Raw genomic sequence first — 12,215 nt, 5'->3', positions numbered from 1 at the left:
CTTCGCCGAGGACCTATGCTTGGCGCACGCATCACCGACGCGATCGAATACTACGGGAAGCAGGGGCAGGACCGCGGCGCGGTGCGCGTGGTGCGCCGCCGCGATCCGGACAAGTTCCGCTGGCGACGCGCGGTCGCGGCGCTCACGGCAGCAGCAGGCAAGCGCCGCGGCGGAGACCGCGCGCGCCTCGAAGAGCCCGTGCGCGAGCTGGTGCTGGACCTCGAAGACGGCCAGCTCATGCGGGAGATCATCCTCGACGCGCGGCGCTTTCGCGTGGATCTCGACCGCGGTGAGGTGCTGCCTTTCCGCACCCTGGGCGACCTGCGCCGCACCACCTTCCTGACGGGCACGGACCTCGAGAGCGTGCGCCGGTACATCGAGCTCCCCGACGACTTCCATGCGCCCATCGACACCGCCGGCGTGGTGGTGGTGGGGCGCGCCATCGCCGAGCAGCACCGCCGCAGCGCTCAGCGCATCTTGCTGGAGCTGCCCGAGGTGCCGCCCACGCGCACCGAGAGCGCCGTGCGCGCCCAGCTGCGTGAGCGTGGCCAGCGCGACGCCGACGCCGCCGTGCGCTGGCGAGCCGTGGCGGACGCCATCCTGCGCGACGACCCGTGACCACCCGTGCGTGCAGCAGGCGCGGGGCCTAGAGCCCGGCCAGCAGCCCGTGCAGCACGTCGATGCGCACGCCGTATCCCGGGACGGCGTCTTGTCCCACCGTGCCTGCGTGCACGGCCACCACGCGGCCCTCACGGTCGAACACGGGTGAGCCTGGTGTGCCCACGAGCCCGTGGAGCAGCTGCTGGTCGGGGCCGGCACCGGGCAGGTCCGCCACGTTGGTGACGCGGCCACCACGCAGGCCACCGCCACTGCCGGCCGCTGCCCACACGAAGATGGCGGTGCCGTCGGGCAGCCCGGACACCTCGTCCACCGGCGCGAGCGACGTGAGCGCCGGCGCGCTCCCCGTCACCCGCAAGAGACCCACGTCGGGGCCCACCTGCGCGCCTGCGGGCATCCCGGGGTGACGGTACATGTGGGCCACGTCCTGGAGCACGCCGCCCGGCGGGCGCGCGAAGGCGCGATGCCCGCTCTCGGCCGCCGCCTGCAGTGCGTGGATGCAGCGCGCCGACGTGGCGATCAGGTCCCGGCGCACGGCGAAGCCCGCGCAGATCTCGTGCTCGCGCCCGAGCGGGTCGCGGTGCAGCACGGTGAAGAGCGCACCGGCGTGGGCGGTGGCGATGCGCGTGGCGTCGGCCGCAGTGGGCGGTGGCGTGCGCACGCGCTGGACCCACCAGAGCCCCACACCCACGGCGAGGCCGGCCACCAGCAGGCCACTGCAGCCCAGCAACGCCACCACCCAGCCACGCACGCCCTTGCGCGCAGGTGGCACCGGAGGCGTTGGATACGAAGGACGCTTGGCCACTTCGTCGGCGGGCAGGCTGCGCGCTGTCTGCACCACGCTGGACGCCACCGGCGCGTCGGGCGGAGGTGGCGTGGGCGAAGACACGGGGACGAACAGCACTGCGCGGTCACCCAGCGGCGGGGGCCGGATGGAGCCGTGCCCGCTGGCGGGACGCATGGTGGGCGCGTCCGGCGAGAAGAGCTCCACGCGCACGCGCGGGCCCCCTGCGCCGAACTCGATCTCGTCGCCGTCCGCCAGGGTGGCCTCGGTGACGCGCTCGCCATTGACCCACGTGCCGTTGCGGCTCTTGGTGTCGGTCAGCCGCCAGGTGGTCCCTGTCAGCACCAGCTCTGCGTGGAAGCCCGAAGCGTCCAGGTCCGCGTTGGGGTCGAAGGCCAGCTCGTTCTCCGGCTGGCGCCCACAGCGAATCGGCCCGCCGTCGAACGTGAGCGTTCTGCCTGTGTGGGCTCCGAACGTCTGGTGAAGGCGGATCAAGCGGTCGCTCGCAACGGAAAAGTCCTAGAAGGCAGACATCTCGGTTGCGCCGCTCGGGCTCGGGGCGGGCGCAGCGCCGGGGGTGTCGTCGCCGGGGGGAGGAGCCTCGGGTCCACTCAGCAACACGTCGCCGGGGATGCCGGGACGCAGCGTCAGCTCGGAGCTGACCACGGGGGCGCCCGCGACGCGGATCTCGAGGCGATGAGGCCCGGGCGGGAGCTCGAGCTGCACGTCGGCCCCGGAGGTCACCGGGCCGTAGTCCTCGCCATCCACGAAGAGGTGCCCATTGGGGATGTCGGTGCGGATGCGCAGCTCCACGGGAGCGGTGCCCACGATGGGTGCCGCGGGCGATGGCAGCGTCTCGTCATCGGCGGAGGTGGAGAGCCCGTAGGCGATGAAGAACGCGAAGAGCACCAGCGCGCCCAACAGGACGGCGCCGAGGGCAATGAGCGACCAAGGCAGCGAAGCGCCGGTGGGCAGCGTGGGCGCGGGGTCCTCGTATTCGATGGGGGCGCGCTTGACGTCGCTGCCGGGCTTGCTGGGCCCGGTCTTCATGGTGATGCGCCGCGCGGAGCGCTCGTCGTCGTCTTCGAGGTCCGGCAGCGGATACTGCTGATAGGCGGCCTTCGGAGCGGTCTCGGCGGGCCCGAGCCCAGGGCCATCGAAATCGGCGATGATGCAGGTGATGTTGTCGTGACCGCCGCCGGCGTTGGCCATCTCGATGAGGCGGGCGCAGCACGCCGGGATGTCCTTCACCTCCGCCAGCACCTCGCGGATGATCTCGGCGTGCACCATGCCGCTCAGGCCATCCGAGCACATCATGATGCGGTCGCCCTGGCGCAGCTCGAGGAACGTGAGGTCCACGGAGACGTCCTCGGTAGTGCCGAGGGCCTGCAGGATGATGTTGGAGTGCTCGAAGGACTCGGCCTCCTCCTCGGTGAGCTGGCCCGCTTCGATGAGCTGGTTGACCAGGCTCTGGTCCTTGGTGATGAGCGAGAGCTGCCCGTTGCGCAGCACGTAGGCACGGCTGTCGCCGACCTGGCCCACGAACAGCACCTTGTCGATGAGCGCTGCCGCCGTGGCCGTGGTGCCCATGCCGCGGCGCGTGCGGTCCATCTTGGCCGAGCCGAAGATGCGTCCGCCCGCATCCTCGATGGAGTAGACGAGCCGGCGCGCGAGGTCGTCACGTGTGGCGCACGTGGTGCCGCCGGCCATGATCTCGAAGATGGTGTCCACGGCCATCTGGCTCGCGACCTCGCCGGCCGCCGCGCCGCCCATGCCATCGCACACGGCCAACAGGATGCCGTCGGCCTGCACCACCGCCTCTTGCACCTGACCATCGGGCAGGTCGCGCACCTTGGTGGTGAGGTTGCCGACCGTCAGGTTGTCTTCGTTGTGCTCGCGGATGAGGCCCACGTTGGTGGCCCCGAAGAAGCGGACGTGGATGGGCCCGCTCGGCACGGGAGACGGCGACACGGAAGACGGGGTCTTCATGGCGTCCTCGGTGCCGCTGGGGATCGACTCGCCCGTCGCTTGCGGTGATTGCTCCACGTTGCCTGTGCGCCCTTCTGAATCTGTCGGCGCGCCTGGCGCCGCATTCTGGCCTTGTTCGCTCATCGGCCAGCCCCGCTGTTCGCGTCGAAGCGAAAGAGGTGTCGCCCAACCCGGAAGTGATCCCCGTGCGTGAGCTCGCGCTCGCCACGGACACGCAGGCTGGTGCCGTTGGACGAGCCCACGTCCTTGAGGCGGCAACGCTTGCTGCTGCGCTCGATCTCGATGGCCGCGTGACGGCGCGAGAGGAACGGGTCGTCGGTGAAGACGATGTCGCCGTTCTCGCGGCCCATCACCGTCTCGTCACGGTAGAGGTAGTGCAGGTCGCGCCCCACGCCCTCGGTGGTGTACTGCACCAGGCGCGCGAAGCGGGGCACCTCGGGCGTGCCGAACGCGAGCACGCCGCTGATGCTGGCGGGGCCGAGCGGCAGCTCGCCGTCTTGCAGCACCTCGAAGCGCAGCACCTGCTGGCCGATGAGGATGAAGTCGCCGGACGTCAGGTCCACCTGCGCAGTCAGCCGAATGTAGACGCCGTTGGCGCTGTCGAGGTCCCGCACGTAGAAGCGGCCGCTGCCCGAGCGCACGCGGGCGTGGCGTGGTGACAGGTACGGGTCGTCGGCGAGCACGATGTCGCCCTCGGTGCGACCGATGTCCGTGTTGCCCTCCTTGAGCGAGAAGGCCTGGCCATCGGAGCCGTCTTTGAGAATGGACACCAGACGCCCGACAGACGCCGCGGGGCTGACGCCGGGGCCGACGGTGGCCGCCGTGGCGAAGGGCGCCGACTGCGGCGCATGCATGACGGGCGCCGGCTGGGCATAAGCCTGCACGGGCGCGGGCTGCGGGGCGGCGTAGGGCGCGGGCTGCGGGGCGGCCGCTTGGGGCGCCGGCGCATGTCCGGGCGCATCGCTATAGCGCGCGCCACAGAACTTGCAGAACTCCGAGCCGTTGTCGCCCACACCACGGCAGCGCCAGCAGAGCGGGCCACCGATGGCGCCCGAGATCTGCTCGGCGACGGCCTGACCAATGGACGCAGGCGGCTGCGCTGCCGGCTGGGGCCTGGCCTGCGGCGCGGGCTGCGGCATGGGCGCGGGCTGCATGATGGGCGCCGGCTGGGGCATGGGCTGCGGCTGCGGCCCAGCGGGCAAGCCCGGAAGCGAGTTGCCGCACTCCGTGCAGAAGCGCATGTGCGCCGACTGCTGCGCCCCACAGCGGTTGCAGGCGATGGTGGCGGGCGCCGCCACAGCGACGGGCGCCGGCTCCGCTGGCAGTCGAAAGCCGCAGTTCTGGCAGAAGACGCTCCCCGCAGGGTTCTTGTGGGCGCAGCTTGGGCAGCTCATTCTGGCGAAGTGGAACCCGGCGAGCCCCTCTGAGTCAAGCAATCATCCGGCCGCGCCGGGCTCACGGCCCAAAGCGCAGCGCGAGCCCACCGCCAACGCTCAGCGTGAGGTCCAAGCCCCCGCTGGACGAGCGGCGAACCCCGTCCGGCTGGGACGTGAACGGCGCCGTGTAGAGCGCCCGCACGATCGTGTAGAGCGTGAACGAGAGCGTGTCGGTGGCCTCGATCTCGACCCCGGCGCGTCCGTCCACGTGCACGCCACCGGTGGACGCCCGGAACGTGTCGCCAAAGATGGCGGCGCCCGCCTCCACCCCCACGAAGGGGTGCACGGCGCTGCGCGGCCGGAAGAAGTAGCGGAAGGACACGGCGAGGGTCTGGAGCGTGCTCAGCTCGAAGACGTTGTCGCCGCCCATGAAGCGCACGTCGTAGGCCACCCCGAGGCCCACGCCGCTTCGGTAGCGGCGCTCGACCAGCGCCCCCAACCCGAACCCGGAGCCGTAGAGGCACGCGGCGCCGTCGGGGCAGAGACGCCGGATGACGAGCGGGAACACGAGCTCGAGGCGCGGCTCCACGTTCCAAGCGGGAGGACGGTCACGCGGGTCGGGAGGCAGCTCGAACGCCTCGGCGCGCACGCGTGGAGCAGCCAGCAAACACGCACCCGCGAGCACCATTGCGAGCCACACGCGGCCAGGCGGCGCGTGCCCGCGCGGAGAAGTCGAGAGGAGCATACGAAGGCATCGGGACATCGGATTTGACAGGTGGGTCTTGCAACCCATAATGGGCGCCGTCCGTAGCTTTTGGAGATTCGGTTCGTGGAGATCTACCTCGACAACCGCGCATTGCGCCAGATCAGACTCTCGGTATCCGAAGCCATCGAAGAAGGTGACACGGAGAACCTTCGCGATGACCTCGTTCGCGTCTTCTCGACAGAAGACACGGAGGAGATCGAGCGTCGCGTCGACTCCGGGGATATCTACGATTTCATCTCCGAAGTGCTCGAGGAGTGGTCCATGGAGGACCTCGACGAGCTTCTCGAGCTGTTGGAGGCGCACCTCACGGACGCCGACATCGAGCTCAAGTTCGGCTCGCCCGACGGCGAAGAAGAGCCCGAAGAGGTGGAGGTCGACGACGCCGAAGAGCCCGATGAGGAGCTCGACGACGACGCGGACGACGACGCCGACGAGGACGTCGAAGAGGCCGCGGAAGAAGACTTCTAGCGTGGGTGGGTCCTGCGGCGCGGCTCGTGCGGCGCCCTGACCCTCACGCTCTCTGGGTCTGTCGCTCCGCAGCAGGATGCTGCGCTACTCGCTGTCGCCGCAGTCGGCTTCGACGCGTGCGGCGGCCAGGCGGCGTGGGTGGCCCACCTCGAACTCTTCCACCACGTCGCGCAGGATGTCGCAGCCACGCTCGCGCTCGCCCTGGTCAAGCCACATGGCGCCGCGCTCGTAGCTGGCGTCGTCGTGCAGGATGGAGTCGGGGAAGCGGCGCACCACGCGGCGGAACTGGCTGTCCGCTTCGTCGTAGTCGCGCAGCTCGTCGCGGTAGATGCGCGCGATGTTCAGCTGCGCCATGGGCATGCCGCTCTGCGTGTAGCTGCCGATGATGGTGGTGTTCTCGAAGCGCTCCAGCATGCGCTCGAGCCGCGCGATGGCCACCAGCGGGTGCCCGTCTTCGACGTCCATCTCGGCCAGCTTGGCGATGGCGTCGTCCCAGCGGCGCCCCTGCGGATACGGATGGTCGCGCACGATCTGCTCGAGCGTGGCGCGCGCCCCGGCGCGGTCCTCGGCCTCGAGCTGGATGTCGGCCTTCAGCTTCAGTACGTCGTCGGCGAGGCCCGTCTCGCCCAGCGTGGGGTAGAGCTGGTCCAGGTACGCGATGCACCCCGCCAGGTCCCCGCCATCGCGCATGGTGAACAGGCGGAAGTACAGCGAGCGCGTGCCGAGGCCGTCATCCGGGTAGGCGCGGATGACCTCTTCGTACAGCGCGTAGGCCCGCTCGGGCTGCTGCAGGCGCTCGTCGTAGACGCGCGCGGCGTCGTAGATGGCGCGACCCGTGCGGCGCGACACCGGCCGGCGGGCGCCGATGTCCAGCAGCAGCGCGGCCGCTTCCTCATAGCGCTCTTGGTCGATGAGCACGCGGCTGCGGCGGTACTCGGCCTCGTCGCGGTCGATGCGCCGCTCGGAGTGCTCGGCCGCCAGCGCATAGGCCTGCTCGGCCTCGTCGAGGCGACCGTGGTGCCGGTGGCGCTCGGCGATGGCGAACGCATCGAGGTGCTCTTCCCCACGCTGCTCCGAGAGCGTCCAGGGGCAGCCTGTGAGAGTGAGGCCGCACAGGGCCACCAGGACAGCGATCGAACTACGCACGGGCCGGGGGATACCACGAATGGTGGGGCGCCGGGTAGCCTGCGATCACGTGGGGAGCAGTAAAAGTCCCGCGCGGCGGCTCCCAACGGTTGACACCGCCGCACCTGCGCGCTACCAGACGGGCCGCTCACGCGTGCCTCCTTAGCTCAGTGGTAGAGCAACGGTTTCGTAAACCGTAGGTCGTCGGTTCAAATCCGACAGGAGGCTCCATCAGGCCCCTGGAATCCAAGCGGTTCCGGGGGTTCTTTCGTTCTGGGCCCATTGCGCTACCGTCGTCAGCACCATGAAGCGCCTGAACGATCTCCTGGTCTCCCAGCTGGCTCGCCCGCACGGTCTCTTGACCGGCCCCATGAGCGCGCTGCTCAACCGCGGCAACCGGCTGATCACGGCGCACACCATCGGCGCCCTCGACCTCGAGCCGGGAGAGGCCGTGCTCGAGGTGGGCTTCGGTGGTGGCGTGGGCCTCGACATGGTGCTGGCGCACGAGCCGCGCGTGCAGCTGGCGGGGGTGGACATCAGCGATGACGTGGTGAGCCGCGCGCGGCCTCGCTACCCGGAGCTCGAGCTGGTGGAGGCCGGGGTGGAGCGCATGCCCTTCGAGGACGGGCGCTTCGACGCGGCGTTTGCGGTGAACGTGGCGTACTTCTGGCCAGACCTGCCGGCGGCGCTGCGCGAGCTGCTGCGGGTGCTGCGGCCGGGGGGCAGGCTGGTGCTGGGTGTGCGCCCGCCCGCCACGCTCGCGCGTCTGAAGTTTGGGCACGCGGGACACCGAGAGTGGACGCCCGAGCAATACGCCGAGGCGCTCGCCGTGGCGGGCTTCGTGGGGACGTCGGCGCGGCGGATGCCGGACCCCGAAGGTGGCGCCAGCGTGGTGCGCGGCGAGCGCCCGCGCTGAGGTTCGTTCGCGAGGGCCACGGCAAGTGCGGTGCGAAGCGCGCACCACCCCTGCGCACGTGACATGATGCGCCACATGTCTCGCCTCGCCCGCTTTCTCATCGCCGTCGCCGCAGCACTCGTGCTCACCTCGTGCTCCGACGGGTCGTCGCTTCCGCCGCTGCCCGATGACCCTGCCAGCACCCTGGGCGTGGCCGCCGGCCGCCCCGCTTCGGTGCGCGTGCCGAGCGACTACGACCCCAACGTGGAGTACCCGCTGGTGATCCTGCTGCACGGCTACTCGGCCTCGGGGGGCGTGCAGAACATCTACTTCGGCCTGTCCAACCAGGTCACGGCGCTGGGCTTCATCCTGGTGGTCCCCGACGGAACGGTGAACTCCGAGGGGGCACGCTTCTGGAACGCCACCGACGCGTGCTGCAACTTCGACACGGACGACGTGGACGACGTGGGCTACCTGCGCGGGCTGATCGCGGAGGCGCAGGCGAACTACCGCGTGGACCCGCGCCGCGTGTACCTCTTCGGGCACAGCAACGGCGGCTTCATGGCGCATCGCATGGCGTGCGAGGCGTCCGACGTCATCACGGCCATCGCCAGCCTCGCGGGCTCCACCTACCTCGACCCCGCCGACTGCACGCCGGAGCAGCCGGTCAGCATGTTGCAGATCCACGGCACGGCCGATGACATCATCCTCTACGACGGCGTCGCCGAACCGGTAGGCATCGTCGCGAGCGGCTACCCCAGCGCCCCCGAGACAACGCGACGCAGCGCCGAGACGGCCGGGTGTGATCTGGATGCTGCCGTCGCAGGCGCCGACCTCGACCTCGACAACAGCCTCGACGGTGCCGAGACGAGCGTGCTCGAGTACCGCGCCGGCTGCGAACGCGGCATCGACGCAGCGCTCTGGACCATCGAGGGCGGTCTGCACCTGCCCATCGTGAACCGCGTGGCGTTCTCCACGGCCGTCATCGAGTGGCTGAAGACCCACGAGCGCTGAGGCCCTGACCGCATGTCCCAGAAGCTCCCCATCGCGACCGTCGCGGGCATCCGCGTCTACGTGCACTGGACGTTCTCGCTGCTGGTCCTCTGGATCATCGTGTCTGGCGTGCGCGCCGGGTCCGGCGCTCTGGACATCGCGTGGTCGCTGCTGTTCGTGCTGTCCATGTTCACGTGCGTGGTGCTGCACGAGCTGGGTCACGCGCTCGCCGCGCGGCGCTACGGCATCAAGACACGGGACATCACGCTGTTGCCCATCGGCGGCGTGGCCAGCCTCGAGTCCATGCCCGAGAAGCCGAGTGAGGAGCTGGTGGTGGCGCTGGCCGGGCCTGCCGTGAACTTCGTCATCGCGCTGCTGCTGCTGCCAGTGGTGAGTGCGCTGCCCAACCCGAGCCAGGTGGAGCAGCTGAACACCATCCACGCGGGCAACTTCTTGCTGGCGCTGCTGTCGGTGAACCTGGTGCTGGCGCTCTTCAACTTGTTGCCGGCGTTCCCCATGGACGGCGGGCGCGTGCTGCGGGCCCTCCTGGCCATGCGACTGCCGCGTGCCCAGGCCACACGCGTGGCGGCGTTGGTGGGCCAGCTCTGCGCCGTGGGCTTCGTGGTGCTGGGCTTCACGTCCAACCCCATGCTGGCGCTCGTCGGCATCTTCATCTTCGTGGGGGCGCAGTCGGAGGCCAGCTACACCAACACCAAGTCCATGCTGGCCGGCTACACGGTGCGCGACGTCATGTTGCGCGAGTTCCGCACCATCGAAGCAGGCAGCACGGTGGGCAGCGCCGTACAGCTGCTGCTGGACACGCAGTGCCGCACGTTCCTGGTGACGGAGGAGAGCACGCCCGTGGGCATCCTCACGCGCGAGGCCATCATCCGCGCCCTGAGCGAAGCCGGCGACGGCGCGCTGGTGCGGCAGGCCATGGACCCGGAGCTGCTGGCGCTGGGCCCCGAGCTCCCGCTCGACGAGGCGTTCCAGCGCATGAACCAGCAGCGCAAGGAGCTGATGCCCGTCATGGAGGGCGGCCAGCTGGTCGGCGCGCTCGACCACGAGAACGTGGCGGAGTTCGTGATGATCCTGACCGCCAAGGCGAAGTGACCCGGGCCACCCGCCCGGGTGCCGCCGCCGGGCCAGGAGCTGTTAGGCTGCAGGGGATGTCCGTCTTGCTCCGAGCCTTCGCCACCGCGGTGGTCGCCTTCGCGGTCATGCACATCCTCATGGACGAGGCGTTCACCCGAGACCGAGAGCTGGCCCTCCAGCTGCGCGCCAACGGCGAGGCGGTGACCGCCCGTGTGGCGAGCCACGAGCCTCGCACCGGGTCCTGCAACATGACGCTCGTCGGCACGACGGCGGCTGGCGTGGAGTTCACCGCGCACGACTCGCAGTCCAACGGCTGCGCCACCGCGCCTGCCATCGGGACGCTGCGGGACATCGTGGTGTGGCGGGAGGACCCCACCCAGTTCATGCACGTCGAGTGGCTGACGCAGCGGGACGAGAGCGGGCGCACGGTGAGCGAAGCGCAGGACCGCTGGACGATCCCCGCGGTGGTGGCCGGCTTCCTGGCCCTCGTGGCGGGCATCGTGGGCTACGTGAGCCAGCGGCGCGTGAGCAAGGTGCACGTCTGAGGGCCCGCTCGGGCTTTCCGCCTCGCGGTTGGTTCGGCTAGAGTGGCGGGATGGGACCGCGCGCGTGCAAGCTGGTGATGGGGCTGGTGGTGGGGTTGACGCTCCTGACAGCCGTTGGCTGCAAGGGCTGCGGACGCGACCCCGAAGGCGAGGGAACGCCCGATGCGGGCGAGTGCCAGGACTGCGGCGGTCCCGACGGCGGGAGCGACACGCCGGATGGGGGTGGCGTGAGGCGTGACTCTGCGGTGATGAACCCGTTCACGGAGGCAGACTCACTCAGCTGCATGCAGCTCGACTTCCTGTGGCACCAGCAGCAGGACCTGATCGCGGCGGACCTGAAAGGGTGCGAACACGACACGGACTGCGTGCTGGTGGTCACCGCCATCGACTGCAAGCCCATCACGGGCGACGACATCCGCGTGGCAGGCTGCCAGAGCGCGGTGGCCGTGGCGCACGAGGCCACCTGGCTCTCGGACGTCGGCGCGCTGGGAGCCTTTCTCTGCGCCGAGCGCACGCTCGAGTGCGTCTCGTCTTCATTGTGCCCGGGTGAGCTCGAGGCTCGCTGCGTCAGCGGTCTCTGCCGCGCGCTGTAGCCTGAGCGTCAGTGCGGGATGCTGCGCCGGGGCCGCGTGGTGACCTCGTGGCGGAAGGCCTCGATCACCGCGGACACCTCGAAGATGGTGCGCGTGCCACGCAGCTGGTCCAGGTACAGGCAGCGGCGCGCCACCGCGTCCAGCTCGAAGCCGAAGTACATGGACATGAGCGGGTTGATGAACAGCTCGCTGCGCGCCGTGCGCTCCGAGAGGGGCACGTTGCCGAACTGCCCTCGCAGCGCCGACGAGATGCTGGCGTTCACGATGCTGACGCGCGCCGGGTTGTCGCGGTGCGCCAGCTCCACGGCGTCCAGGTAGGCCGCGCCCTCGCGCGAGCTGCGCGGCACGGAGAAGGCCCCCAGAAATGCCCCGTCCGTCTCGAGGGCCGCCACGTTCTCGAGGAAGTGCGCGTGGCAGACGCCGTGGAACGCGTCCACCCCGAAGCCCAAGCACGCCACGAGCTTGGTGGGGATGTCGAGCGCGTGTACCGCCGCCAGGCTGGTGACGTCCTCCTGCGGCGTGCCCAGACCCGCCTCGTCGCCCCGCATCAAGATGTCGGTGCCGCCGTCCACCAGCACCACGGTGTCCGCGCGCGTGAGGTGTACCAGCTCGCGGTAGGCGCGCGTGAGCGGGTCCACGCCCACCTTGTCGAGCGTGTAGACGCGCGCGTCGATGCCGCGCTGCAAGAGCCAGCGGGCCAGCGAGCGCTCGGGAAAGTAGTGGTCCTCGCCGATGGTGTCGCTGGTCACCAGCGCGATGTTGGGCGCGATGAACTGCGCGTCCGTGCCCCCCACGTAGGTGAACGTGAGGTTCGCGAACGTGACGTGCGTGCCCTGCGCCATGAGGTGCACCGCGAGCGGGATGCCGGCGAACACATCGTAGCCGCCACCTGCGCCCGCGATCAGCACGCGCTTCGCGCCGGCCAGGCGCGCGAGGAGTGGGGGGGTGGCGAGCGACATCAATGGGTG

13 protein-coding genes and 1 tRNA gene are annotated in these 12,215 nt (G+C 70.3%); 8 read left to right on the top strand and 6 right to left on the bottom strand.

All coding sequences use genetic code 11. The annotated features are described in order from the left end of the window. Positions 1–15: 15 nt before the first annotated feature. Positions 16–618: a hypothetical protein gene (locus tag IPI43_19380; GenBank protein MBK7776264.1), complete on the top strand. Its 603-nt coding sequence runs from the start codon at positions 16–18 to the stop codon at positions 616–618. Positions 619–646: 28 nt separating this feature from the next. Here the strand turns inward: IPI43_19380 and IPI43_19375 are convergent, their stop codons facing one another. From IPI43_19375 to IPI43_19360, 4 genes are all read right to left on the bottom strand, one after another. Continuing rightward, positions 647–1,897 (bottom strand): FHA domain-containing protein, encoded by a 1,251-nt coding sequence (locus tag IPI43_19375; protein ID MBK7776263.1) that lies wholly within the window; start codon positions 1,895–1,897, stop codon positions 647–649. Positions 1,898–1,921: 24 nt separating this feature from the next. Further along, the gene (locus IPI43_19370; GenBank protein ID MBK7776262.1) at positions 1,922–3,391 is read right to left on the bottom strand and encodes a serine/threonine-protein phosphatase; all 1,470 of its coding nucleotides are present in this window, start codon (positions 3,389–3,391) and stop codon (positions 1,922–1,924) included. Positions 3,392–3,510: 119 nt separating this feature from the next. Continuing rightward, a complete protein-coding gene (locus tag IPI43_19365; GenBank protein MBK7776261.1) occupies positions 3,511–4,785 on the bottom strand; it encodes an FHA domain-containing protein in 1,275 nt (424 codons plus the stop codon). A 61-nt stretch (positions 4,786–4,846) separates the two neighbouring features. Beyond that, a complete protein-coding gene (locus tag IPI43_19360; protein ID MBK7776260.1) occupies positions 4,847–5,467 on the bottom strand; it encodes a hypothetical protein in 621 nt (206 codons plus the stop codon). A gap of 129 nt (positions 5,468–5,596) precedes the next feature. Between IPI43_19360 and IPI43_19355 the strand changes: the two genes are divergently transcribed. Next, complete coding sequence (locus IPI43_19355) at positions 5,597–6,001, top strand: hypothetical protein (GenBank protein MBK7776259.1); 405 nt, start codon at positions 5,597–5,599, stop codon at positions 5,999–6,001. A gap of 84 nt (positions 6,002–6,085) precedes the next feature. Here IPI43_19355 and IPI43_19350 read toward each other — a convergent pair whose 3' ends face one another. Then, on the bottom strand, positions 6,086–7,147 hold the full coding sequence (locus IPI43_19350; GenBank protein MBK7776258.1) for a tetratricopeptide repeat protein: 1,062 nt from the start codon (positions 7,145–7,147) through the stop codon (positions 6,086–6,088). A 135-nt stretch (positions 7,148–7,282) separates the two neighbouring features. Between IPI43_19350 and IPI43_19345 the strand changes: the two genes are divergently transcribed. The 6 genes from IPI43_19345 to IPI43_19320 all read left to right on the top strand — a co-directional run bounded on the left by IPI43_19345 (position 7,283) and on the right by IPI43_19320 (position 11,247). After that, positions 7,283–7,357, top strand: a tRNA-Thr gene (locus tag IPI43_19345). 73 nt (positions 7,358–7,430) lie between these two features. Continuing rightward, complete coding sequence (locus IPI43_19340; protein ID MBK7776257.1) at positions 7,431–8,042, top strand: class I SAM-dependent methyltransferase; 612 nt, start codon at positions 7,431–7,433, stop codon at positions 8,040–8,042. A 75-nt stretch (positions 8,043–8,117) separates the two neighbouring features. After that, positions 8,118–9,035: an alpha/beta fold hydrolase gene (locus IPI43_19335; GenBank protein ID MBK7776256.1), complete on the top strand. Its 918-nt coding sequence runs from the start codon at positions 8,118–8,120 to the stop codon at positions 9,033–9,035. 12 nt (positions 9,036–9,047) lie between these two features. Then, entirely contained in the window at positions 9,048–10,127 is a 1,080-nt protein-coding gene (locus tag IPI43_19330) for a site-2 protease family protein (protein MBK7776255.1), read from the top strand. Positions 10,128–10,183: 56 nt separating this feature from the next. Further along, on the top strand, positions 10,184–10,654 hold the full coding sequence (locus IPI43_19325) for a hypothetical protein (GenBank protein MBK7776254.1): 471 nt from the start codon (positions 10,184–10,186) through the stop codon (positions 10,652–10,654). Positions 10,655–10,704: 50 nt separating this feature from the next. After that, entirely contained in the window at positions 10,705–11,247 is a 543-nt protein-coding gene (locus IPI43_19320; protein ID MBK7776253.1) for a hypothetical protein, read from the top strand. 8 nt (positions 11,248–11,255) lie between these two features. On the opposite strand, the gene IPI43_19315 is transcribed toward IPI43_19320, so the two are convergent. Beyond that, a complete protein-coding gene (locus IPI43_19315; protein MBK7776252.1) occupies positions 11,256–12,206 on the bottom strand; it encodes a DUF1152 domain-containing protein in 951 nt (316 codons plus the stop codon). Positions 12,207–12,215 lie beyond the last annotated feature (9 nt).

The organism is Sandaracinaceae bacterium, assembly GCA_016706685.1.
Classification (GTDB): Bacteria; Myxococcota_A; Polyangia; order Polyangiales; family Houyiibacteriaceae; genus JADJJE01.
Note: the sequence above shows the minus strand (reverse complement) of the source record. Positions and strands in the feature narration are given on the sequence as shown.

What these genes read in the sequence shown, in the direction of transcription:
- IPI43_19380 (MBK7776264.1), top strand. Translation starts at nt 16, where the DNA reads ATGCTTGGCGCACGCATCACCGACGCGATCGAATACTACGGGAAGCAG.
- IPI43_19370 (MBK7776262.1), bottom strand. Translation starts at nt 3,391, where the DNA reads ATGAAGACCCCGTCTTCCGTGTCGCCGTCTCCCGTGCCGAGCGGGCCC.
- IPI43_19365 (MBK7776261.1), bottom strand. Translation starts at nt 4,785, where the DNA reads ATGAGCTGCCCAAGCTGCGCCCACAAGAACCCTGCGGGGAGCGTCTTC.
- IPI43_19340 (MBK7776257.1), top strand. Translation starts at nt 7,431, where the DNA reads ATGAAGCGCCTGAACGATCTCCTGGTCTCCCAGCTGGCTCGCCCGCAC.
- IPI43_19335 (MBK7776256.1), top strand. Translation starts at nt 8,118, where the DNA reads ATGTCTCGCCTCGCCCGCTTTCTCATCGCCGTCGCCGCAGCACTCGTG.
- IPI43_19330 (MBK7776255.1), top strand. Translation starts at nt 9,048, where the DNA reads ATGTCCCAGAAGCTCCCCATCGCGACCGTCGCGGGCATCCGCGTCTAC.
- IPI43_19325 (MBK7776254.1), top strand. Translation starts at nt 10,184, where the DNA reads ATGTCCGTCTTGCTCCGAGCCTTCGCCACCGCGGTGGTCGCCTTCGCG.
- IPI43_19320 (MBK7776253.1), top strand. Translation starts at nt 10,705, where the DNA reads ATGGGACCGCGCGCGTGCAAGCTGGTGATGGGGCTGGTGGTGGGGTTG.
- IPI43_19315 (MBK7776252.1), bottom strand. Translation starts at nt 12,206, where the DNA reads ATGTCGCTCGCCACCCCCCCACTCCTCGCGCGCCTGGCCGGCGCGAAG.